Origin of the sequence: Paenibacillus sp. FSL F4-0236 (assembly GCF_038000135.1) — a bacterium.
Lineage (GTDB): Bacteria > Bacillota > Bacilli > Paenibacillales > Paenibacillaceae > Paenibacillus_AQ.
The window spans coordinates 98,485-122,732 of record NZ_JBBOBK010000001.1; the positions used below are offsets into that span (position 1 = coordinate 98,485).

Below are 24,248 nucleotides of genomic sequence, written 5' to 3' on the forward strand. Positions count from 1 at the left end.
TGTAAAAAAATTCAAAATTATATCTTTACAAATATGGAAATCTAAGCAACAATAACATTGTCGAAACCGATTTCGATTCTTCGCTTGAATTACGAATATTACGAAATTCGAGGAGTGATGTTTAGGATGAAGAGGAATTTCACGGCAGCAATAGCTGCTATGCTCCTTGTCACCAGGCTGCTATCACCGGTTGGGAGCATGAATGCTTCAGCGGCAGAGCCATTAAAGGGAAACTCACCTGATTCAGCGGCAACGAAAGTGGAAAATGAAACAATCGATGTATTGAAAGCGTTTACGGATGTATCTCCAAGCCATTGGGCTGCAGGTCCATTACAGCGTTGGAACGCAAATGGGATTATAAGTGGATATGACGATGGGTCGTTTCGACCGGGTAAGGAAGTCACAAAGGCAGAGTTCGCGGCTATTATGAACCGTATATTTAATTATCAGGAGCAATCGGATAAGCTTCCAGCGGATGTGCTGGCTACAGACTGGTATAAGAGTGATATTGCCAAAGGGATTACAGCTGGATATTTAAGCAGTGATAAGAATAACAATATTTATCCTTCACATGCGCTTTCGCGTGCTGAGGCGGCACTATCCTTGGAGAAAGTGTTTCGTTTCAATACGGACAAAAGTAGCACAGCAGCATTCACTGATTTGAACGGAGTCAGTGATGAAACTGCGAAAGCGATAGCAGCCCTATCGGGTGCTGGCTTTATTAAAGGTTATCCAGGAGGTTTGTTTAAGCCTGAGGGCGGAATTACACGTGCAGAGCTTGCTCAGCTTGCTGATCGAATGGTTTCGGGACTCATCTTAAAATCTGGAGAGACTTCGCTTGGAACAGTAAAGGGCAATGTAGTCATTAATCAGGCCGATGTGATTCTTAAAGACACGGTCATCCAAGGTAATCTTTATCTAACCGAGGGCATCGCCGAAGGGAATGCGAAGCTTGAAGGGGTAAAGGTAACAGGGACTACGTTTGTACGAGGTGGCGGTGAGCAGAGTATTGGCTTACACAATACTTCTCTTGGGCCGCTTCAAGTAGCCAAACCTAACGGGAAGGTTCGAATTTATGCCAGCGGTTCAACAGCTATGGGTACTGTGCAGCTGCAATCCGGAGCAATCTTGGAAGAGAGTAGCGATCTTACGGGAGCAGGCTTTGGGGATGTTGAGATGAACGTCGTTCCTCATATTATCTCACTTCGAGGGATATTTGCAGCGGTTCGCTCGACAGACTCAGCAGTCAGCGGTTCTTTGCTAAGAATCTCAGGAACTGTTGCCAGTCTTACGGTGGGCAGCTCAACGCAATTGACTCTGGAGAATAATGCACAGGTGGCCGCGTTAATCCTGACTGCGAGCGCTGGAGGCACAGCGATTCAAGGCAGCGGAAGCGTAACCTCAATAGATAACAAAGCCGATGGAGTAACGATTGGCGGCTCGCCATTAAAGAAAGGAAACGCTAGTAAAACGACACTGCCAGTAGCAACTTCAGCCTCAAGCAGTTCTGGTAATGTTGGTCCAATATCAACGCCAACCTCTACACCTGAAGCAACAGCTACAGCAACTACTACACCAACCGAAACACCAATATCAACATCAACACCGACACCGACACCGACACCGACACCGACACCGACACCGACACCAACACCAACACCGACACCGACACCGACACCGACACCAACACCAACACCGACACCGACACCGACACCAACACCGACACCGACACCGACACCGACACCGACACCGACACCGACACCGACACCGACACCGACACCAACACCAACACCAACACCAACGCCAACGCCAACACCAACACCAACACCAACGGCAACACCAACCAATGATCCGTGGACGCTGGTTTGGGGAGATGAATTCAATGAAGGAAGCATTGATCCTACGAAATGGACCTATGACCTTGGAGATGGTTCGCAATTTAACAATCCAGGTTGGGGCAACAACGAGAAGCAATGGTATACAAGTGATGAGAAGAACGCAAAGGTACAGGATGGTAATCTAGTGATTACCGCGCGTAAAGAAGCAGTAAGTGGCAAGGAGTACACTTCTTCGCGACTTAAAACGAAAGGTCTGTTTAGCAAGAAATATGGGAAATTCGAGATTCGGGCTAAAGCGCCTACCGGAAAAGGATACTGGCCAGCGATCTGGATGCTGCCGGAGAACTACGAGTACGGAAATTGGGCTTCCTCTGGTGAGCTTGATATTATGGAGGGCTGGGGCAGCCGTCCTAATACGGTAGCGGGTACCATTCATTACGGCGGCGAATGGCCTAACAATGTATACTCTGGCAAAGAGTACGTGTTCCCGGAAGGCTCCACGATAGAACAATTCCATACGTACTCCATTGAGTGGGAACCGGGAGAAATTCGCTGGTATGTAGATGGTGAGCTGTTCTTGACCAAAAATGACTGGTACAGCATCAGCAATGGCCAGCCTGCGAATAATGCTTATCCAGCACCATTCAATCAGGAGTTCCACCTGCTGTTAAATCTGGCTGTTGGCGGCAACTTTGATGGTGATCCAACACCAGAAACCGTGTTTCCAAAATCAATGCAGGTTGATTATGTCAGAGTCTATGAACTGACAGGCCGTGAGTATCGTGAGCCGGTGCCAGTAACGCTGGAGAAGGAAGCTTACTTAGAAGGCTCAAAGCTAGCACTTCCTGACGGTAACCTTGTCTATAATAACAACTTCACGGAGCAGGTTCCGGGAGATACTGGGATGGGTATACCGAATACTTCACATTGGGTTTTGTTTAAAGAACCAGGAGCTGATGCTGCAGTATCCACTGTATCGATTGGAGGACAAAACTTCGTAAAGGTAAATATCAGTAATGCTGGAGGCAATGTCTATTCCGTTCAACCTCAAGCGATCGTATCTGTTGCTAAAGGTAGATTCTATAAGCTCAGCTTCGATGCGAAAACAGATGTATCACGTAATATTAGCGTTAAATTAACGGGGGGAGAATCACGTGGCTTTGCCGCTTATTCTCCGGCGCTTAAGGCAGAGCTGACTTCCGATCTGACTCATTACGAAACTATGTTTCAAATGAAGGATAACTCTGATATTGCAGCACGGTTAGAGTTCAACATGGGAACTAACGCTTCTCCAGTTTGGTTAGGTAATGTCCGTCTGGAAGAGGTAGATAGTATTCCTTTTGATCATGACGGAATAAAGACACCGCTCGGTAGCGGTAATCATCTGTACAATGGCACTTTCGATCTTGGTGAGCCCAATCGGATGAGCTATTGGCACATAGAAACAGCCAATGGTGCAACGGCCGCCGCTAAAGTAGATGAAAAAGGCAAGCTGAATGTGAAAATTGGCGGCAGCGAAAGTGGCGAAGTTCGGTTGCTTCAGAAGGGAATTCAGCTCATACAGGGCCAAGATTATGAGCTTACCTTTAATGCTGCAATATCCTCTGCACGTACAGCCACAGTTCAACTTCTTGGAAAAGACGGCAGCGTACATGCACAGCAATCGGTTAACTTAGCCCAAGGTGAACAAGAAATAAAAGCCAGCTTCACCAACCTTACAGGTACAACAGATCATGAGGGACAATTCATATTACTTCTGAATGGTGCTGTGGATACAATCATCTTGGATAACTTCAAGTTGCTCCGTACGAGCTTTTATTATGATCCATCACTTGTCTACTACCCGCTGGTAAATGGTGAATTCAACGCTGAATTTTATGCCTGGGATCGTCTACTGACGGAGCAAGGCGGTCAGAGCAGTGCCACCGCTACAGAGAGTACAGCGAAGTTTAACATTACGAATACGGGAAGTCAGCCATATTCCGTGATGTTGTTTCAAAATAACTTGAAAGCTGCAAGCGGAATAGATTATGTGCTAGAGTTTGATGCCAGTTCAACCATTGCCCGAAAAATCGGTGTGAATGTTGAAAATGCGTCTTATCAGGCTTCGTTTACAAAAATTGTAGAGCTCACACCAGCAACGAATCATTACACATTCGAATTCCGTCAAGGCAGTAAGGACACATTGTCACTTAAATTCCTGCTTGGAAAGGTTGAGGGAATTAGTATTCCTCAAAGCCATGATATTATCATCGATAATGTGAAATTTGAAATCAAAAATGCACCGGCCAAACCGCAGGAATTACTAAGCGATAGCAGCAATAACAGAGTTTCGCAGCCGATTGAGCTAACCTTCATAGACCATGAGGATTGGAGAAAGAAAATCATTGCAGTGAAGGTTAATGGTATAACACTTGAAACCGAACAGTACACCATTGAGCCTGGAAAAATCACAATCGATGCAGCAGTATTTCCATCCGAGGGCAGCTATACAATCACTGTAGAAGCTGACCATTACGCAAATGGATCTGTGCTTCAGACGATACTTGCTAACGATAACAATCTAGTCATAAATGGCTCGTTCGGCAGTGGTAAGACGGGTTGGTCTACATGGTCTGGAGAAGGTGGTGTTTCTGCGTTTGAGGTAAAGGATGGCGTGGCAGAAATCTTGATTACGTCAGCAGGATGGGAGGCGTGGCATACACAATTTTACCAAGAGGGTATCCTACTGGAAGGCGGAAAAACGTATGAGGTGAGCTTTAAGGCGAAATCAACGGTTCCGCGGCAGATCATCCTAGAATACTCCAATACTTCTGCAGCTTCCGCTCAAGCTAAGTTTGATATTACTGCCGATTGGGCAACGTATGGCGCACAATTTATGGTGTCCAACAGCAATCCGCTGAAGCTGAATTATCTGATCGGCAAATCGCTGGGCACTGATCCTACGGCTAACAGTACGCCACATACGATTTCTTTTGACGATATTGTGGTCCGGGAGGTACAAGGTGGTCCGCCAGTGAACCCACCAAGCGGTACGCTGGATAATGGAACCTTTGATGTGGATTCTAAAGGGTGGAGCCAGTATTTTGATGGAACTGGATCTGCTGCTGTAAAAGATGGGGAATTTGCGATAGATCTGACGGGCACAGGGCAAGCTGCCTACAGCGCACAAGTGGATTACGAAAACCTCAAGCTTGTTCAGGGAAAGACGTACACCTTGAAGTTTAAGGCCCGTTCTACGGTAAACCGTAATATTCAGGTAGCTGTGGAGCATAAAGGCAGGGACTACAACAAATATATGGAAGCTGAGCTTATAGCTTTGACCCAGAGTATGAAAGAATTCAGCTACACATTTACCATGAACGGTGCGACAGACGCAGGGGCTCATTTGGTATTTTTACTAGGGCTTATTGATGGAAACAGTACGGAGACGAATAATGAAATTAGTGCGGGCAGCACGATCTATTTGGATGATGTAAGCTTAATCGAAGGTTAAACGAAAAAAACGGCAGTGTTTTCCTTTTTACAGGAGCACTGTCGTTTTTTGTTTTGGAATTAAGATTCTTCTTTAGGGATAAATTCGAAGATCTTACCATTCTCAAAGGATTCTATTAATTTTAGCAACCAGCGGTAGTAATTAATGGATTCGGTAATCTTCTCTTCATCTGTATTTAAGAGCTGCATAAGTTTACTATCGTCACTATACTCTTTTTTCATATCGTTAATTTCTGCAAGTGATTTCGCTAGTGAAATCATATTTCCTTCGACGGCTTTTCTCCATTTAATAGAGAAGTAATCACTGAAATTCTGATGCCAGTCAGGCACAGTGGTAAACAGGTCTTTGCGAGTCCCTCTCCCCCAAACTTTATCGATCATTTTCAGATCTAGGAGGGTACGGACTCCCGTACTCATGGACGTTTTGCTCATTCCCATTGTTTTGCTAAGCTCGTCCAGTGTCACTGGACCTTGATTGAAATACATATAACCGTATAAATGCCCAATGGATAAAGTGATGCCGTATAGGTCCATATTTTTACCGATAGAGTCTATCACGCGTTCACGGGCCTTACTAATCTTCTCTATTTGTTCGGGTGTTAACCCTTCTAAATCGTTCATGATGTCCCTCCTGAGGAATAGGTCGATAGACTGCTGCAACCTTATACAATGTATTGTAATCAAATCCCCCTCCATAAGTAAAGAAATCATGAAGAAAGGAATTTGGTGTAAAACAGAGTATTCTATACATAAAGTACGTAAAGTTAAAACTGTACACTAAATTTTATCCGTATATGGTGTTTGCATGAATTTTCAATAGTCCGGTACACTACTATAAGTGAACTAAACCCGGATATATTTTCGGGAGAAGGAGGACGGCATGGCTATTATAGAGGTGAAAAAGCTAACCAAAGTATTCGGTCATGATGCGGGAAAGGCGATTCCATTATTAGAGCAAGGGTGGTCGAAGGAAAAGATCGCTCAGGAATTAAAGTTGACGGTCGGAGTCAACAAAGCCGAATTCAGCATTGAAGAAGGAGAAATATTCGTCATTATGGGATTGTCCGGCAGCGGTAAGTCAACGTTGGTTCGTTTGTTGAACCGTTTGATTGAGCCTACAGGGGGACAAGTCCTTTTTAAAGGAAAAGACGTTGTTAAAATGAACCCGGAGGAGCTTCGGCAATTTCGGCGCAAGAACATCGGCATGGTGTTTCAGAAGTTCGCATTGTTTCCACACCGGACGGTATTGGAGAATGCGGAATACGGACTTGAGGTTCAGGGCGTAGATAAAAAGAAGAGAACTGAACGGGCCATGGAGGCATTGCATCTAGTGGGTCTAAAGGGATGGGAGAATCATCGCCCGGATCAACTCAGCGGAGGGATGCAGCAGCGTGTAGGACTAGCAAGAGGGCTTGCTAATGACCCTGATATCCTGCTCATGGACGAAGCCTTTAGTGCACTGGATCCGCTGATTCGTAAAGACATGCAGCAGGAGCTGCTGGAATTGCAGTCCAGAGTGAAGAAGACGATTGTGTTCATCACTCATGATCTAGACGAAGCCCTGCGGATTGGTGATCGGATTGCATTGATGAAAGACGGTGTTATCGTGCAGATTGGTACACCGGAAGAGATTCTCATTCAACCTGCCAATAAATATGTAGAGCGGTTCGTGGAGGATGTGGACTTGTCCAAGGTGCTAACAGCAGCTCATGTGATGCGGCAACCGGAAACGGTTAGACCTGAGCGTGGACCTCGGGTAGCACTTCAATTAATGCGTGATAGCGGCATATTCAGCTTGTATGTGGTAGACAAAGAAAACAAGCTCTTGGGTGTTATTACAGCTGAGGACGCAGCACAGGCACTAAAGGATAATAAATCCATCCTAGAGGTTACACGGCGGGAGATCCCTCGTGTATATCCAGAAACACTGCTCAATGATTTCTTTGAACTAATATCTGAGACACATTTGCCTGTAGCCGTCGTAGATGAAGCGGATAAATTAAAAGGCATTGTGATTAAGGGAGCCGTTCTTTCCGCACTCGCGGGTAACGCGGTACCGGAAGGAGAAGGATCTTAATGGACATTCCAAAACTGCCTTTAGGAAAGGCCCTCGAGTGGTTGGAAAACTGGCTAACTACGTATTGTGGCCCCTTGTTTGACTTTATCGCTACAATAATCGGTGGAATGGTTTCTGCAATTGAAGGTGCGCTGACCTTCCTGCCTGCATTAGTGCTTATCGTACTTATTGCAGCCTTGTCTTATTGGATTGGGAAATGGCGCATGGCTTTATTTGCGGTAATCGGACTGCTCTTAATCGATAATCTCGGATTATGGGGACCTTCGATGCAATCTTTAGCCCTTGTTCTAACCGCCTCGATATTGGCTGTAGTAATCGGCGTACCGATTGGTATTTTGTGTGCGCAGAGAAATGCGGTTAGAAATACAGTTACGCCTATTTTGGACTTTATGCAGACGATGCCGGCATTTGTGTATTTATTGCCAGCGGTATCTTTTTTCTCACTTGGGGTTGTTCCAGGTGTAATTGCATCGATCATCTTTGCGATTCCACCGACAATTCGTTTGACCAATCTCGGTATTCGTCAAGTTTCAGAGGAGTTAGTTGAAGCAGCCGATGCTTTCGGTTCAACACCAACTCAGAAGCTGGTTAAATTGCAGCTGCCGATCGCACTGCCAACGATTATGGCAGGCGTCAATCAGACGATTATGTTATCACTCTCGATGGTTGTCATCTCATCTATGATCGGTGCGCAAGGTGTAGGTGCCTATGTATACCGCGCGGTATCGCAGGCTAAGACAGGAGATGGGTTCGAGGCGGGGATTGCTATCGTTATTATAGCTATTCTACTCGACCGTTTAACGCAGAACGCACTAAAACCAAAACAGAGATAGGGGTTTTAAATAGATATGAAGAAAAAAAATATAGGTATATTCCTGTTAGTGATTATGATGATTACTGTTATTGCCGGATGTTCATCCACTAGTAAAGAAAAAGTGAAATTGGCATATGTGGCATGGGATTCCGAAATTGCGAGTACTTATGTTGTTAAAGAAGTACTTGAAACTAAGCTTGGAGCTACCGTTGAAATGCTACAGGTAGATGCAGGCCCAATGTGGGCAGGGGTTGCTGATGGTAGTGCGGATGCTATGGTCGCAGCTTGGCTACCAAGCACGCATGCAGCTTATTTAGAGAAGTATGGTTCGAAAATCGAAGATTTAGGTGCTAATTTGAACGGAACTAAAGTTGGTTTAGCGGTTCCAGCGTACATGGATATTAATTCTATTGAAGACTTGAAGAACAGTGACCTGGCAGGTAAATTGAGCAATCGAATTATCGGAATTGAGCCTGGTGCTGGTATTATGACGACGACTGAAAAGGCTATTGCGGAATATGGTCTTAGTGAATATACGCTTCTAGAAAGTTCATCGGCAGCGATGGCTCAGGAGCTGCAAAAAGCCTATGACAACAACGAGCCTATCGTTGTAACGGGTTGGACACCACACTGGATGTTCGCCAATATGGACCTGAAATATCTGGAAGATCCAAAAGGTGTATATGGTGCGGATGAGCAAATCCATACGATGGTTCGTCAAGGTCTGAAAGAAGACATGCCGAATGTCTATAAGTTCTTGGATCAATTCGAGTGGACAGCAGAAGACATGGCGAAAGTAATGGTTGAGGTTCAAGGTGGGAAGTCACCAGAAGAAGCTGCTAAAACTTGGGTAGAAAACAACCCGGATAAAGTGAATGCGTGGATTCAAGGTGTAGAATTGTAAGTAGATAGAATTCTGTGGTATGATGTGAAGAATCAATGGATTACAAAAGTGTAACTTGTACGCTAACCACTGTTCTTTACAAATGCACTTCATAAGCAAAATCATTCAATAAAACACCCCGGAAGGGGTGTTTTTCTTGGGAATATAAGCAAAGTATTAAAAGGAATATCTATACTTTGCATATATTTAATGCTCACACTTATGCTTTAGCGAAGTAAATCAGGAGGCAGCTGCTGCAAGGAGTCAAGAGAGGAGACTGCTTCATGACAGAGACCATAAATACCTGGATAGATTGGCTGCTGCAAACGCTTGGCCTTAGTGGACCCTCTATTTTATTTGTGACGATTCCTTTGGCGCTGTTGCAGAGTATATTAGGATTTTTTCCGTTCGTAATTTTGATTGTCCTCCATGTGTCAGTATTTAACGTTATTGGAGGTATGATAATTAGTTGGCTGGCTTGTAATCTGGGTGGAATACTGATGTACTTCCTCATTCGACGATACCTTTACAATTGGTTTGATCGAAAATGGAGGTCCAAGCTGAAAAGGTATGACAAATGGCAGCGTTACTTGGACCGATATGGAATTTGGACGCTGGTCCTTCTACGTACGATTCCCATTATTCCGAACAATGTAATCAATTTTATGTCCGCTGTTTCACCGATAAAAGCATCATCTTTTATTTGGGGAACCGTGCTTGGGAATCTGTCTTACATTTGGCTATTCGGTACGATCGGCTCAAGTCTAATTGTCCCTAGGGAAGAATGGAATGGATATATTACTTGGTATGCCGTGTTTATCGCTATTCTAATCGGTATCTTTATACGGCGGCACTGGGACCATCTACAGGAAGATAAACGGAGTAGAATGCACTAATATTAATTGATCATTTAATAAATGAAGAACGTTTCTTTGGCATTATCCGCCGGAGGGAACGTTCTTCTTTTTTGTCTTCTTTCCGAATACCTTAAACTAAGTGGAGGTGGCTTGACCTCTACGTAAGGTGGGAGGGACTATCGCAATGGGGAGATTAAGAAAATGGGGGAACCGAGGGCTAAGATTACCTGATCTAGGTCAGCTTCGGCTGCCAAAAATAAATGGGGGCGGGACGCCGAGGTTCTCTGGAAGAAGCTCCGCGTTCAAGTCAAAACCTAGTAGGGCAGCGGCAAGACCACAGAGTGCACGCTTTGAAGCTAAGCGAAGTAGAAGTCATATGAGATCATCCAGTAGGGCAGAGAGAAAGATGACCGTTTCCGGCGGAAACACGCGCAAGCCAAGAAGCCGGCGCAAATTTTGGTTGATTGCATCGTTGGTATTGATTGTGCTTGTGCTACAAGCACTGCGATACGTGGAGCTGCACATGAAGCCACCTATCTTGCATTTAGCGCAAATTCGTGTGAAGCAAATCGCAACAGAGTCGATAAATAAAGCGATTACTTCACAAGTTGCGAACGGAGGAAATGCGGAGGAACTGATTGACTGGAAGACCGATAAGAACGGGAAAATATCAGGCTTTATGTTGAACTATGCGGAGCATATGCGTATTACTTCGCAAGCAGCAGAGGTAATCCAGACCACGTTGCAGGATTTGCATAATCAGACAGAATATATTCCGCTCGGTCAGGCACTAGGTAGTCCTCTCATCGCCTCTTATGGACCTGATATCCCGATCAAGATTGAACCGCAAGGTGCTGTTAAGGTTGAACTCAGCACTCGCCAGCAAAATGCCGGAATTAATATGATTTTAGTTGAGGTCTATATCCATATTGTTACGGAGGTAGCGGTGGTTATTCCTTTTGACATGGAGCCCCAAGTAGTGGATACGGAAATTCCTGTGTCATATTTGATGGTCGTCGGAGACGTGCCTATGTATTACTACGATAATCAGGGTCAGCCTGTCGGAGCTAATGGCAGCAGTGCCCCGGGAATTGCTATTCCTGCACCATCTGTAAGTGGAGATAAAAATGGAGTATCAGATCAGAGCAAGGATACCCCTGGGAATAGCCAAGAGGATAGCAATTCATCACCAGCTGCACCCAATTCTTCGAATACAGGCGCAGCTCATACAGAAGAAGGCGGCAAAGGTGTAAATGGAGGGAATTAAGGGATATCGTGCTTAACCGCTCATAGACTATAGGTAGAGTTGCTTTAAATAAATGGAGCGTGAGTCCAAATGTCACATGAATCGCTGAATATGGAACGCTTGGCAGGGAGATATGGTTTCCTTGAACGTGCCGGACTTTTACCCTTGCCAAGTGAAGATGGGATTTCTATTGTAGTTGAGCTTAGCCGTATGGAATGTGCCAGGGTCTGTTTACCCCTGTTGCTGCGCTACTCAGGAGTGGCTGTGCGCATTATTGCTGTTTCAATGACGCCCGATTTCCCCATGGAGGTATTAGCAAGACAGTTCTCGCCAGAGGAACCAGTGCTCTTCCTACCCTATGAGAAGGAGGAGTATATGCCCAACCTAGCTCTGGCCCATATCGAGACCACCTTTGCTGTTCTGCTTGAAGATTCGATTATGGTATCGCCTGGCTGGTTAAGCGAGTTAATGTGGGCTTCCTTTGATGATGCTTCCGTTAGAGTCATTGCTCCGCGTTCTTCTACCGAGAGAGGGGAAGGGAAGAAACGGCTTCACTTTGGTACTCATCATGAATTAGCTGAGCATGTAAGCTACAGTCTTGGGCGGTATCAAGGCGAATGGCGCGAGGTGGAAGTGCTAACCGGATCTTGTCTTCTATTCACTAAGGAATTGATTCAGCGAATTGGCGGCTTTGACACCTCGCTTCAAGCGCGGCATCTCATGATAGCTGACTGGTGTCTCCGAGCGCGGCAGATTGGAGCGAAACTGGCACTGAGTGAAGCTGTGTATGTTCATGCTATTCAGTCACTGGATAGATACCTGAGAACGAAGGACGAATCCAAACAGACGAATGGCTGGCAGACATACTACAAGAAATGGGCACTTGAAAGCGGGATAGAGAACGAAGGACTTTTAGTACCGCCTACTGAATCCTTAAAATCTCCACAGCCGGTTATACCATTGGGCAGGATACCCTTGGCTTCTCCGTTGGTAACGGCCATAGTGTATTGTGATGAAGCTTGGGATTGTGATGAGCTGAAGGAGCAATGGATAGCTGCACGGGAGCAGCAGAGCTACAAGTATATTCGCTGGGTTTGGATCAGAGATACTTTGGTGGACGCTGCTCCTGAGTTTCCGGTTAGCGAACATGATGTAGTGATAACGGTTCATGGTGAGGATGTATGGCTACGGGCGTTAAAGAACGCATCTGCATTATATGAGAGTGAGATCATTCTGTATTTGTCCACTTCTATCCAATATGAGAAACATTATATTGAGCGGGTGGTGAAGGCCATAACCCAAGGCTCCGCTGATCTGATCGTAAGTTTATCGACTGAAATGGAGGAAGCGGGGGTTCATTTGCTTGCAGGGGGAGATTCAGCGTTCACACTACCTCTTGAACGTGTTGCTTACAAAGGAGGGATCGTGCCTGGGATGATTAGCAACAGGAAGTTTACTTCCCGTCAATTGCTGCTTCACCCTAATGCCTCTCTGGTAATAGGCTATATTGGGGATTTGTCCGATTCCAAGGAGGCACACCCATGAAATATTTAATTCTAAGCGGAGGTTCTTGGGAGGACTATGAATATAAAAGATTGCTAGAACTTCTTCCCGACCGGGAAGGGGTCTGCTTTGCTGGACGAATGACCAATGAGCAGCAGACTAACAATCAGATTAGGGCAGTTGCGGCTGCAGATATTTATTCTTTGAACATGAAGCAATACACGATTCTTGTCTCTTCTCCTTATTGGCTCTCAGAGGTTCTCTCCTTGCAGGCAGCTTATGTAGTGGCTCTACTAGAACGTTGTCCGGAAGAAGAAAAGAAGTGTTTATGGGATAAATACAGCGGTTTGCTTGGCGCAAAAGCTGACCTTGTAGCCACCCGATCTGAACGGATATATCTAGAGCAGAGCTTACGCAGGGAAGGTGTGCTCTATCTCGGCGGGGATCAGCAGGAATCCTATGGAGCTACCTTTCAGGGAGATCGGCTGTATTTTCTTACGGATTATGAGGTGCTGTGGAGGAAGGCCATAGTGAACTTGTGGCAGGATTCAACGATATCACCTGCTGATTGGGTTACTATACAGCTTGAGTTGCGGGCGGACTATTACATTTCCATGTGTGCTAAGCTGCCCAGTCAACCTGTTGTACATTACTTGGCAGCTTCCTATCTGTACTTGTTGGGGGATTCCGTAGCAAACCGCTATCTGGCGCAATCCTTTGAGCTCATGGTGCTGTATGAATATTTAGATTGCCTTCATTCACATTTTCGCTTTTTTTCGGCTATAGAGGGTAAGACTGGGGATTTGGAAACAGCTGTTCAACAATATACGATTACGGCATTTACAGCTGAGGAGAAGCGGGATGCGGAAAGGCTGCGGGGCTGGCTTCACTCCGGGCAGTACGAACTTGTCCGGGCAGAGCTGTTTCGCTTGAATGAGGATGAAGCTGCGGCAGTACGGATTCTGAGTTCGCTCACTACCTCAGAGGCGAAGATGTTATTGATTCAGAATTATATTCGGACCTTCCAATGGGAGAAAGCGCTAGAGCTTCAGCAAGATTTGGAGGGAAGTGTAGATGGGGTTATAGAAGGCACAATACACTTGCTACATGGCAGACGACATGAGGCTATACGCAGCTTCTTGAATGCGGCAGGGCAAGACAATCAGGCGTGGCCGCTTTTATCAGAGATGGCAGATCTAGAAGAGGCGGTAAAACGATTGAAAAGGAGAGTGGAGGAATGAGTAGTCATAGATGGCCTCTCCGCAAAACAGCAGGTAACCGCTTGACCGCTATGATGCAGGTTCGAAACGAAGCTGGAAGGTATCTGGAGCAGGTACTTGAAGAACTGAGTGAGTTTGTGGATGATATTGTAGTTGTTGATGATGGAAGTACAGATCATACGGCACAGTTATGTCGTTCTTTTGCCAAGGTTACGAAGCTTGTGACACTGGAGACCTCCTTGTTTAATCGGGAGTGGGAGCTAAGGCAGATATTATGGGATTTGGCGGTATCTACGAATCCGGATTGGCTCCTGTCTGTAGACGCTGATGAGTTCTATGAAGAGGCAGCTAAACGGGAGATGAGACGGCTGATTGATCAGGATGTGTATGACTGGGTATCTTTCCGGCTATTTGATTTCTGGGGGGGCACCACCCATTATCGTGAAGATGAACATTGGAATATCCATACGAAGCATACTCGTACACTTGTCCGATATTTGCCGAATTTTCATTATTTCTTCCCGAAAATGGATCATCATGTTCCTAGGCTGCCGCTTTCTTACTCTGTATTGCCGGGTTTTCTTGCCGAACTGCGGGTGAAGCATTATGGATGGGCGGTTCCGCCGGAAGAGCTTAGACTTAAATACTCGCGTTATATGGAGCTTGATCCAGAGGGGCGCTGGGGGAGTCTGGAGCAGTACCAGTCCATTCTAGATGAGCAGCCCCATTTGATCGAATGGAAAGAATAGCTCTCAAATCCGAATCTGCCAGTCGGTTAGGTCTGACTGGCAGATCTAACGAGCAGCCCCCATGGAATTTGACCTGTGGAAATCCCATGGGGATAAGCTTTTGCCGCGAGTATGAGCTTGTAGTATGAGAGACCGACTGCAGCGGTAGTTCCCCCGATTCTGCCCAAAGCCATTTCATCTGATTGAGCGATCTTTGGAGTTTCCCCACAGGAGTAAGCTATTGCCACATATAATAGCCATTCGGCGCAGTCCGTCGAAGCATTATAATGAGGGGTTTGACTGAGATAGATGGAACACCACTGTTTCTTTACGGGGATAGGAGCCTCAAGCAATCCATAGTATAAGGGCTGTGGCAGCTTGCACCACTGGAATAAAGAGCCCTCTGATTGTCGATAAAGCGATAATACACTATCCCAAGCACCGACCTGAAGCAGCAATTGTATAGCGTAGCTCAGATCAGGAAGAGCAGGCTTAATGTCAGAACGGCTTGTTAAGATATGATGAATTGTTAGCATCCCCGGTCTGTATGGCGATATGGAGATAAGCCACTTCATGGCTGATTCAGTATCTCCAGCACGGCAAGACAAAGCCCAGAGATAACCGAGTATAGATGAACGTTCGGAGAGAACAGATGGATTATGAAGCAGCTGCTCAAGCGGTGCTAGGGTGTGTTCCCCCTCTTGCTGCTGAGTACAATCAAGGAAAGCCTGCACAATGGTTTGAACGGCTAACGGTAGCTGCGAAGCAAAAGAGAGAGTGACCAGCCATTCAAAGTCACGAGCATTGAGCGCCGCGGGCACAAGACAGCCTAAGGTAATTGGTGAGAGAGCGTGGATATGGCAGCGGGTCAATGCGATCATACTTAACCTCTCTCCAGATAGCAGGCTTAGTGGGACAAGCTGTTTCCACGCATCCGTATAATCTGGTTTGAATTGTATAGCAGCCTCGTAGTGTTTCCGCGCGTTTGGATATAGAAATAACTTCTCGCATACTCTGCCCGCTAGTAGTTCTGTTCGATACGTTCCACTTCCCGAAGAAGATGGATATGGATGTGCTGTATCCCGGCTCTTCAGTGCTTGCTGCAAGAAGTGTCTAGCTTGTCTAAGCTGTCCTTGTTCGAGCAACAAAGCAGCATAGCCCTCTAATAAATCAGTGAAATCAGGAAACAATAAGCTCCCCGCATGAAAGACTTCCTCAGATTCCTGCTGCCTGTTACATCGTTGTAAGGCATAGGCAGTCTTTAGATAAATATCGGAGGCATACCCGGATTGGGTTGGAACATCAGCGAGTAATGGAAGAAGTACATCTGCCGCTGCATGATATTGTTCCTGTTGATAATGCTCTACCCCTAGTGCATAACGAAGGATTAGATGGTTCGGTTGAAGCTGCAGACCACTATTGATGAGAGCTAAATTGCGCTGGTATTTATTTTTGTGCTGTAGTTCATCCTCTAAATAACCGTAGTGATAAATACGCAATTCAGCGTAAGCGATCTCCCCCGCAGGAAGCTCCCAAATGCTGCTGGCCGTCTCCTCATGAATGATTCCACGAAAGATGATTCTTTTATCGTTTCTGAACAGGCGGCAGACATGATCGGTAACAAAATCCGCTTCAGGGGCGTCACCGATATAGTGGATAATGGGTAGCCAATATCCGTGAATATGCGCTGCGTCCAGCAGGTGCTGGAGCTGCTCCCTCCTCCAATGATCTACAGCCTCATCGGCATCAAGTACTAGAATCCAAGAGGAAGTTGCATGCTTCAGACTTAGGTTTCGTGCTTTCGAGAAATCATTCTCCCAAGTCATATCGATGATCTTTGCACCGAACTTAGTTGCTATGTCTATGCTATTATCCTCAGACCCGGTATCCACAATGATGATTTCTGATACGATTCCTTGCACAGAAGACAGGCATTTCTCCAGGTGGTTCGCCTCATTCTTAATGATCATACAAAGTGTGATATCGGGTGTGGTCATAGGAAACGTCCCTCCTATTCTGAAACTTTGGGAAGCGGAAGAGCTAGGCGTACTCTTTTGACCGCTGGTGAATAGGTAGCAGAAGAGGATAATGAAGCAAGCAGACGATCCGCTAACACAATCTGTGAACGCCCCTGCTCAGATGCTTGATTAAATGCCACTTCTATAGAAATGGGCTGCTCTGTGGCATTTATCAGCTGTGCGGCTGCTTCATTACATCCCTCACTCTGTAATAATTCTAGGAGAATCCTGTTCTTAGTCACTGTGTAGTCTGGCAGATGAGCGTGGAACCAACCGTAAATCTCACTCTCACGACCTGCACATTTCAGGGCTCGTAGTAGCCGGGCAATGACGGGAGTAGGTTCGGGATGAAGCTGTGCGGTTTTGGTGTAACAAGCAATGGCTTCGGTCTCATCACCCATCTCTTCACATAATTGACCCAGCATATAATAGGTTAAATATGAACCGAATCCAGCCTCAGTATGGTAGCCGGGAGGAGCAGCTCCGATGACCAGCGCTTGTAGCAACGATACTTTGGCTTCTGCAAAGGCACCTAATTGTAAGAGTAGAGCCCCTTTGATATGAGCTAAGTCTGGGTAATCCGGATGTGAGCTAATCCCACGGTCACAAGCTGCAAGCGCCCCAGGATAATCTTTTAATTCTGCAAGCGAGCGAATTTCATATTTGTGCAGCAGGTGGATGTAACTTGTATCAGGCGGTGCCTCTTCTAGTGATTGTTGGATATGTTTTAGAGCAGGTTGATACTCCCCCAGACGCATATACTCAACAGCCATATTAAAATGGTGGAAAGGATCTTTAGGATTTAACCTTAGCTGCTCTTTCAGCAGCTCGACATTTCGTTTGATTTTATCTTTCTTGACGACTACCCCTTCTGCGTAACCATAATGATGGATGACTACAGTGGTCAAATGCATCGGTGCCTGGGGTGTAGCTGTTATGATAGCCTCAGCGATCTGTTCATGAATGATACCGCTAAACCGGTACTTAGGGCGATTACGAAACATCCGAATAATCGGATTGACGGTGATCGTCTGTGAAGCGGGGGTTAGCCCTTTATGATTATGAATGCGTAGGAAAAATGCCTCGTACTCCATATGCTCGGCACATAGCAGTAATTCTCCCTTGCTCTCCTCACTTAATTCCTCATCTCCATCTAGAACAAGAATCCATTGTCCATGGGCCTGCTGGAGACCCGCGTTGCGGGCAGCAGCAAAGTCGCCGCTCCAAGGGTGTTGTATGATTTTGGCCCCGAAGCTTAGGGCAATTTGAACCGTGGCGTCGTTGGATCCAGTATCGACTACAATGATCTCATCGACGACTCCGCGTACGCTTTTTAAACATTGGCTCAAGCTATCTCCTTCGTTCTTAACGATCATGCATAAGGAAATTAGTGGCTTTCTTCTTGAGTGGTTCATAGGGATGACCTCCCTTCGCTCTGACGGAAGCTCCACTGAGTGTGCCAAGATGTACGATTTAGCAAGGTAATGGATTTACGGATAGCTCCGATATCCTCCTGCAAGGGGCCATGAGCATGGGCATCCTTTAAACTTTGTAGAGCATCTTCCATACTCAGCTTCGCTTGCTGAAGATAACAGAGGGATAAGCCGATTCTTGCGGATTCATGCTCAGGCTCTTGTTCCAGCGCTTGCTGAAACCATTCACTGGCTTCGGAATAATGCCCTTTGTCAAAGATCATCTCACCAATATAAAAAAGCACGCTTGCATCGGCGATCTTATCACGAACAAGTACAATAAATTCCTCTCCTGCGGCCTGCCAATTCCCTTCTTTATATAATGCTGTGGCAAATTCAGATCGATAAGCAGGGAACAAGTCCACTAAAGTATGACTAAGTGTGAGCTGATGCAGCTTTACGGATTGCCCGATGAGGTCGGAAAGGAATGAGGAATATATGTGATCTACCTCTATTTCTACCGGACATGCCACTCGTTGGCGTTGGGATCGCTCAATGTATTCCAGTCCAGAACGAAGTTCACCTGATATATGGTTGAGCAAGTCCTTTTTAAATTCTCCATATCGTTCCCATTGGCAAATGGCCCAAAGAGTATACCACTGCTTTTGATGCTCTAAACCAAGGTGATCTTGGGAAGCTAGTGAGGTCATCTGCCCTATAGCTGTACCCACATCTTCTAGCTTGCCGGTGATGATGAGTGATGAGATGATTCTATATGCAGTATCCAATTCCAATGGAAAAATATCTCGGGATAAGGTAGCTATGGTCTCATAAGCATTTATCGCATATAAACTGTCAATGATCGCGGATCTACTGATTGAGGTAGTTGGGGGAACGAGTTGGATCAGTAAAGTGGCGATTTCCTCATCGGGTACAGCTAAGCGTTGAAAAGCAGCAGCAATCCCCTGCAAGGCGGGCGTATATAAAGAATGGTGTTGAAGTGCACGATGAAAAAATCTCGCAGCATCCTCAAGAAGACCAAGCCGCTGTGAGATTAAACCCATCCGGTATAGGGGGCGAAAGGTACTCATTCCTTGTTCACATACATATTTTCCGCTAAGCACCTCATGCTCAGGAATGGACTCTGCATGTTGATAAGCTAATAGCGCACGTTCCAAAAGGCCTTGGCTCTCCAAAGATTGCCCTAACAAAAAATGCAAATCAGGATAGTCGCCATAACGCTCCAGTTCAATCATCAGTAGGGGGTCAATCGCATTCATTTTTCCTTGAGCATGATAAATTTTACAGAGATCCCTAATCATCGTAGGACGATAGAAGGCTTCGAGTGCTACATGGTGAAGGCCTTGACGAAGCAACGTCTCAGCTTCCAGAAGACGACCGTCCTGACAGAAGTTTACTGCCAAATTATAGGAGTGGAAAGGATCATCCGGATATTCTGTAAAAGCGAGGAGCAGCAGGTGTCTATTTCGATTGATTTTATCTTTTCGTGTCATGATTTCAGGTAAATATCCAAAGTGTATAATCTCAAGTTGACTGTGCTCAATCGCCGAGAGTTTATGTTTGCTAAGGATTGAAGTGTCAATTCCCTCATGAATTCTTCCACTATATTGATAACCCTGTCCATTTCGGAATAAGCGGACTGCACTGTGTTTTACCCTATCTTCAGGTCGTTCGCCAACCCAGTTATCAATGTTTACAGTAAAAGCCTGAGCTTGTGTGTTCTGCAGAAGGCTGCGGAGTTCTGTGAGTGGGGTCTGCAAGCACTCATCGGCATCAAGGATAAGAATCCAATTTGTTGAGGCATGAACGAGCCCTTCATTACGAGCTGCCGCGAAATCGTCTGTCCATTCCCGTTGGAAGACTCTAGCTCCGTGCGCTTCGGCAATAGCTATGGATTCGTCGGTAGAGCCCGTATCGATCATCACAATTTCGTCAGCACCAGCTACGCTTGCGAGACAGTGAGGTAGGAGATCAGCTTCATCTTTTACGATGAGGTGGACGCCAAGCGTAATATTATTCACGGTTGTTCCTCCTTGAAAAGCATTATGTGTTTGTTGCACATATGTATAGCTGCTGACACAAGCATAAACGCCTTCGGCGTCCTTATAGTTAAAGAAAAAGCACATGGATATCCATGTACTCTTTCTTGTTACAACATATGATGGTCATCTGGATTACGTGCCCTGAGCATTGAAACTTACATTGATCGTGGATGCAGAGCCTGAATTGGCTGATTGATAGGATAGGCGGGTATATTTCAGGAATCTGGCTGGCACTATGACATCGATAGAGCCTGCTGCTAAAGGATTATCTCCTGTGGTATCGACGAAATAGTTCGTTCCATCAGCACTGATTTCCACACGTGTGTTGACCGGATTTGCCCCAGTATTGTTAATGAAGAAGGAATACGTTCCCAGTACGCTCGTAGTAACGGCTGGTAGAGAGGTATAGGTGTTAGCAGTCGCAATACCTGTAGTGGTCTGTTCTATAAAGCTGCGTTGTGAAATAGAAGTGACACTACTTAGAGTACCAGCTGTGATCGTAGCTCCGAGCACACTAGTGATGGTGCCGTTAAGAATGTTGGTGACTGTACCTGCGGAAGATAGAGTACCGGCTGTGATGGTGGCTCCGAGTACGCTGGTGATGGTGCCGTTTAAGATGTTGGTGACTGTACCTGCTGAGGACAAAGTACCCGCTGTGATGGTGGCTCCGAGCACGTTAGTGATGGTGCCCTCAAGGATGTTAGTAATAGTACCTGCGGAGGACAAAGTACCGGCAGTAATGGTAGCTCCAAGTACGCTGGAAATGGTGCCGTCAAGGATGTTAGTAATAGTACCTGCGGAGGACAAGGTACCCGAAGTAATCGTAGCGCCGAGCACGTTGGTAATGGTGCCCTCAAGGATGTTAGTAATAGTACCTGCGGAGGACAAAGTACCGGCAGTAATTGTAGCGCCAAGCACACTAGTAATGGTGCCGTTAAGGATGTTTGTAATGGTACCTGCGGAGGACAAAGTACCGGCAGTAATTGTAGCGCCGAGCACGCTAGTGATAGTCCCGTCAAGGATATTAGTAATAGTACCTGCGGAGGACAAGGTACCGGCAGTAATCGTAGCACCAAGCACACTAGTAATGGTGCCGTTAAGGATGTTGGTAACTGTACCTGCGGAGGACAAAGTACCGGCAGTAATGGTAGCTCCAAGTACGCTGGTAATGGTGCCCTCAAGGATGTTAGTAATAGTACCTGCGGAGGACAAAGTACCGGCAGTAATGGTAGCTCCAAGTACGCTGGAAATGGTGCCGTCAAGGATGTTAGTAATAGTACCTGCTGAGGACAAGGTACCCGCAGTAATCGTAGCGCCAAGCACGCTGGAAATTGTACCATCAAGAATAATCGTTGTTAGATTTCCGCTTGGATCTGTAGTGAGCGGATGATCAATCAGCGAGGCATCTCGGCCGAATATAAGCGTTCTTAGATTATCAGGATTCGCTTGAAAAGAGCTATAGTTAGGCAAAGTTCCTCGTCCTTTCCTTATAAATGATTGAGTTATACCAAAAGACTGGGCTTGGACGTATACACATTCTTGCTTGCCAATACCCTTTGAATGTAGCGTGGAGGCGGAGACTAACAGGGTGATCTCCCTGATTCTTAATGTGTAAGAGATCATCGTTTTAGCTCTGCTTTTTTTGTTTTATTTTGCTGCGCTTTTTAAGCTCAGGCCGTTATGGATTTCATTCACTTCCTACGGGCTTTCTGGAACTCAATCCATGAAAAGGCCCAAACCGTCGTTTGAGCCCTGAGCCTAAAAATAAACCGCAGTCCAATAAGCCGCAAACCGATATGGACAATCCTTAGCCATTCGAATGGTGTGATATTAATATATGGTGGGAAATAGGGGGTGATTGGGCAGAAAAAGCAATATACGCACATTCCCACAACCTGTTACTGAGTGTGGCATAAAATAGAATAAGCTTAAGTACGGGGAGGATAACTCATGCCGAACGACTCAGTATTCAATCAGAGTAGCCAGCCACTTTTTACAGAACAAGTCAATACGTATGTTGCACCTGGTATAGATTCAGCTCCTGAGGGGGGAGCAGCTAAGGCGGGGTTATTGTTTGGAATCCCATTTACTTCTACGGTAACGACGGCTGCCCCGTTAGTTATTCAGATTAGTAATCCGGGAGGAAGCGGGCGTACCTTATATGTATCCCGTGTTACTGCCAGCTCAGCGACGGCGGCGGTTACTTTATCACTACTTCGGAATGCTACGGTCACCGGAACTACCGTCACACCGATTAATTATAATTTTGGCAGTGCGTTAACCAGTGTTATGACAGCAAGGACCTCGACGGCTGCGCCTACTGGAGGTCCGGCTACTCTAGTATCTCTATTGCTGGCGGTCGGTCCGGTCATAGTTGATTTTACAGGACAAATTGTTGTTCCTCCCGGAAATTCCATCACTACCTCCGTAACGATTGCATCGGGGTCATCAGCGGCGACAACGTCTATCAGCTGGTGGGAATATTAGAAACAGGAGGGGATAAATATGCCTAATCAATTTGTATTTAACGACAACGATCAACCGCTTTATGTGGATATGGTGAACACCTTCCAAGCGCCAGATATTAGCGCGCCGCCTGAAATAAGCGCTTCGCAGGCTGCAGTCTTGTATTCAACTAACACATCTGCGTCTAGTTTGGTCGTACTTAGTCTAATCTCCGCAATCGCTTCTATTCGGATTAGTAATGCTTCAGGCAGTGGAAAAACTGTTTATATCTCACGTATAAGCGGCAGTATTGGCGGTTCTTCTCTACTATCAGCAATGTCGGGTAGCTTTACAATTGTAAAAGGAGGGACGCTAACTTCACCAGCAACCTTAACGCCAACGAATAATAATTTGGGCAGCTCGGCGACGAGTGCGATGACCGTTCAGTCTTCCACAGCAGCCATTAGCGGGGGAACGACGCTTTTCAATTATCAATTGGCACCGGGGGCTTTCACACAGAACTTTACGGGCAGCATCATTGTCCCGCCTGGGACTGCTATTTGTGCTAACGTAATCTCATCCAGCTCCGCCGTAGGTTTAACGATTACCTCAGCGTTGGGTCTTCTTTGGTGGGAACAATAGCGTTCTTGCTGCGAACCATTCACAGAGCTGAACCTTGACATCACTTGGGTTGAGGTTTTACATAAAAGGGTGGAATGTATAGAAAATAAAGGGGATTGGCATTATACAATAAAGTTGCATGTCAGATTGGAATGTGAAAAGAGGGACAATTATGGAAAGTTGTTTATTTATTCATGGCTTTACCGGAGGTGAGCATGAGATCTCTCCCTTGTCCCAGTTTATGGAGCAGCATAATTACCGTTCCAGAACGTTTACCCTGAAAGGGCATGGGGGGAGCAGGAATGATTTATTGCATTCGGATCGACATGATTGGCAACAGAGTGCTGAAGATGAATTGACAGAGCTGTTAAAGACGGATGAAGGTGTTCATCTGATCGGCTTTTCTACCGGTGCCCTTATTGCTTCACATCTTTCTGTACGGTATAAACCCTGGATCAAATCCCTTACTTTATTGTCCACTCCCGTATTTCCGCTGAATCCTGTGGAGATTCTTAAGACTCTTGGGAGCTTTTCCATGCTAAAAACGTATATTAATAAATTCACTTCAACGCCCCCAAGGGCGACGAGAGAGTTTCAACGATTGGTCCGGGAGAGTTTTTCAATCTATCCGCATATTGAGACTCCAACCTTGATCGTGCAGGGTAAGCGAGATCATCTGGTTAAGACTCGAAGCGCTGACTTCCTGCAGCATACGATTCCTACAGCCCAAAAACAGGTGATAATGGTGGATAACAGTGGTCATATGGTTTGTCATTGTGAAGATAAGGACCGGATTATGAATGAAGTACTGCATTTTATTCAGAGTGTAGGAAGCTAAGCATATAAGGTGAATAATGAACCCCAAAGAGCCCCCAATAAGGAGGCTCTTTTTCTTGGGAATTTTAAATTTTATAGCTTGACAACGCATTCACAATCATGGTAATTTTTAGTTGGGAAACCGGTTTCCCTAAAATTATTTGTTTTTTGTGTTAAAGACGTTAAAAACATTAGTGACATCACTGGGCGGG

The 24,248-nt window shown here is 45.9% G+C and carries 17 protein-coding genes; 12 read left to right on the top strand and 5 right to left on the bottom strand.

The window, feature by feature from the left end; all coding sequences use genetic code 11:
• The first annotated feature begins 126 nt into the window (after nt 1-126).
• Complete coding sequence (locus tag NSQ29_RS00455) at nt 127-5,334, top strand: carbohydrate binding domain-containing protein (RefSeq protein ID WP_341124074.1); 5,208 nt, start codon at nt 127-129, stop codon at nt 5,332-5,334.
• 59 nt (nt 5,335-5,393) lie between these two features.
• On the opposite strand, the gene NSQ29_RS00460 is transcribed toward NSQ29_RS00455, so the two are convergent.
• Complete coding sequence (locus tag NSQ29_RS00460; protein ID WP_042191677.1) at nt 5,394-5,954, bottom strand: GbsR/MarR family transcriptional regulator; 561 nt, start codon at nt 5,952-5,954, stop codon at nt 5,394-5,396.
• A 259-nt stretch (nt 5,955-6,213) separates the two neighbouring features.
• Between NSQ29_RS00460 and NSQ29_RS00465 the strand changes: the two genes are divergently transcribed.
• From NSQ29_RS00465 to NSQ29_RS00500, 8 genes are all read left to right on the top strand, one after another.
• The gene (locus NSQ29_RS00465; protein WP_042191675.1) at nt 6,214-7,410 is read left to right on the top strand and encodes a quaternary amine ABC transporter ATP-binding protein; all 1,197 of its coding nucleotides are present in this window, start codon (nt 6,214-6,216) and stop codon (nt 7,408-7,410) included.
• Nucleotides 7,410-8,243: an ABC transporter permease gene (locus tag NSQ29_RS00470; RefSeq protein WP_042191673.1), complete on the top strand. Its 834-nt coding sequence runs from the start codon at nt 7,410-7,412 to the stop codon at nt 8,241-8,243. The genes NSQ29_RS00465 and NSQ29_RS00470 overlap by 1 nt, the downstream gene beginning before the upstream one ends.
• 15 nt (nt 8,244-8,258) lie before the next feature.
• Nucleotides 8,259-9,128, top strand: coding sequence for a glycine betaine ABC transporter substrate-binding protein (locus NSQ29_RS00475; protein ID WP_042191671.1), 870 nt, complete (start codon nt 8,259-8,261; stop codon nt 9,126-9,128).
• 263 nt (nt 9,129-9,391) lie between these two features.
• Nucleotides 9,392-10,003 carry a TVP38/TMEM64 family protein gene (locus NSQ29_RS00480; RefSeq protein ID WP_076285278.1) on the top strand — a complete coding sequence of 204 codons (612 nt, stop codon included), beginning with the start codon at nt 9,392-9,394 and terminating at the stop codon, nt 10,001-10,003.
• 145 nt (nt 10,004-10,148) lie between these two features.
• Nucleotides 10,149-11,231, top strand: coding sequence for a sporulation protein YunB (yunB, locus tag NSQ29_RS00485; RefSeq protein WP_371915736.1), 1,083 nt, complete (start codon nt 10,149-10,151; stop codon nt 11,229-11,231).
• A gap of 69 nt (nt 11,232-11,300) precedes the next feature.
• Nucleotides 11,301-12,755 (top strand): glycosyltransferase family 2 protein, encoded by a 1,455-nt coding sequence (locus NSQ29_RS00490; protein ID WP_341124075.1) that lies wholly within the window; start codon nt 11,301-11,303, stop codon nt 12,753-12,755.
• Nucleotides 12,752-13,954 carry a hypothetical protein gene (locus NSQ29_RS00495; protein WP_341124076.1) on the top strand — a complete coding sequence of 401 codons (1,203 nt, stop codon included), beginning with the start codon at nt 12,752-12,754 and terminating at the stop codon, nt 13,952-13,954. The genes NSQ29_RS00490 and NSQ29_RS00495 overlap by 4 nt, the downstream gene beginning before the upstream one ends.
• The gene (locus NSQ29_RS00500) at nt 13,951-14,682 is read left to right on the top strand and encodes a glycosyltransferase (protein ID WP_149645025.1); all 732 of its coding nucleotides are present in this window, start codon (nt 13,951-13,953) and stop codon (nt 14,680-14,682) included. Before NSQ29_RS00495 ends, NSQ29_RS00500 begins: the two co-directional genes overlap by 4 nt.
• Nucleotides 14,683-14,708: 26 nt before the next feature.
• Here NSQ29_RS00500 and NSQ29_RS00505 read toward each other — a convergent pair whose 3' ends face one another.
• The 4 genes from NSQ29_RS00505 to NSQ29_RS00520 form a co-directional block, all read right to left on the bottom strand.
• On the bottom strand, nt 14,709-16,658 hold the full coding sequence (locus tag NSQ29_RS00505) for a glycosyltransferase (protein WP_341124077.1): 1,950 nt from the start codon (nt 16,656-16,658) through the stop codon (nt 14,709-14,711).
• Nucleotides 16,659-16,672: 14 nt separating this feature from the next.
• Nucleotides 16,673-18,094, bottom strand: a complete 1,422-nt coding sequence (locus tag NSQ29_RS00510) for a tetratricopeptide repeat-containing glycosyltransferase family 2 protein (RefSeq protein WP_341124078.1) — start codon at nt 18,092-18,094, stop codon at nt 16,673-16,675.
• On the bottom strand, nt 18,091-20,133 hold the full coding sequence (locus NSQ29_RS00515; RefSeq protein ID WP_341124079.1) for a glycosyltransferase: 2,043 nt from the start codon (nt 20,131-20,133) through the stop codon (nt 18,091-18,093). Before NSQ29_RS00515 ends, NSQ29_RS00510 begins: the two co-directional genes overlap by 4 nt.
• A 153-nt stretch (nt 20,134-20,286) precedes the next feature.
• On the bottom strand, nt 20,287-21,624 hold the full coding sequence (locus NSQ29_RS00520; RefSeq protein ID WP_341124080.1) for a DUF6385 domain-containing protein: 1,338 nt from the start codon (nt 21,622-21,624) through the stop codon (nt 20,287-20,289).
• A gap of 480 nt (nt 21,625-22,104) precedes the next feature.
• Between NSQ29_RS00520 and NSQ29_RS00525 the strand changes: the two genes are divergently transcribed.
• From NSQ29_RS00525 to NSQ29_RS00535, 3 genes are all read left to right on the top strand, one after another.
• Nucleotides 22,105-22,641, top strand: coding sequence for a hypothetical protein (locus NSQ29_RS00525; RefSeq protein ID WP_042191654.1), 537 nt, complete (start codon nt 22,105-22,107; stop codon nt 22,639-22,641).
• An 18-nt stretch (nt 22,642-22,659) separates the two neighbouring features.
• Nucleotides 22,660-23,241, top strand: a complete 582-nt coding sequence (locus NSQ29_RS00530) for a hypothetical protein (protein WP_339267080.1) — start codon at nt 22,660-22,662, stop codon at nt 23,239-23,241.
• 151 nt (nt 23,242-23,392) lie between these two features.
• The gene (locus NSQ29_RS00535) at nt 23,393-24,058 is read left to right on the top strand and encodes an alpha/beta hydrolase (protein ID WP_042191649.1); all 666 of its coding nucleotides are present in this window, start codon (nt 23,393-23,395) and stop codon (nt 24,056-24,058) included.
• Nucleotides 24,059-24,248 lie beyond the last annotated feature (190 nt).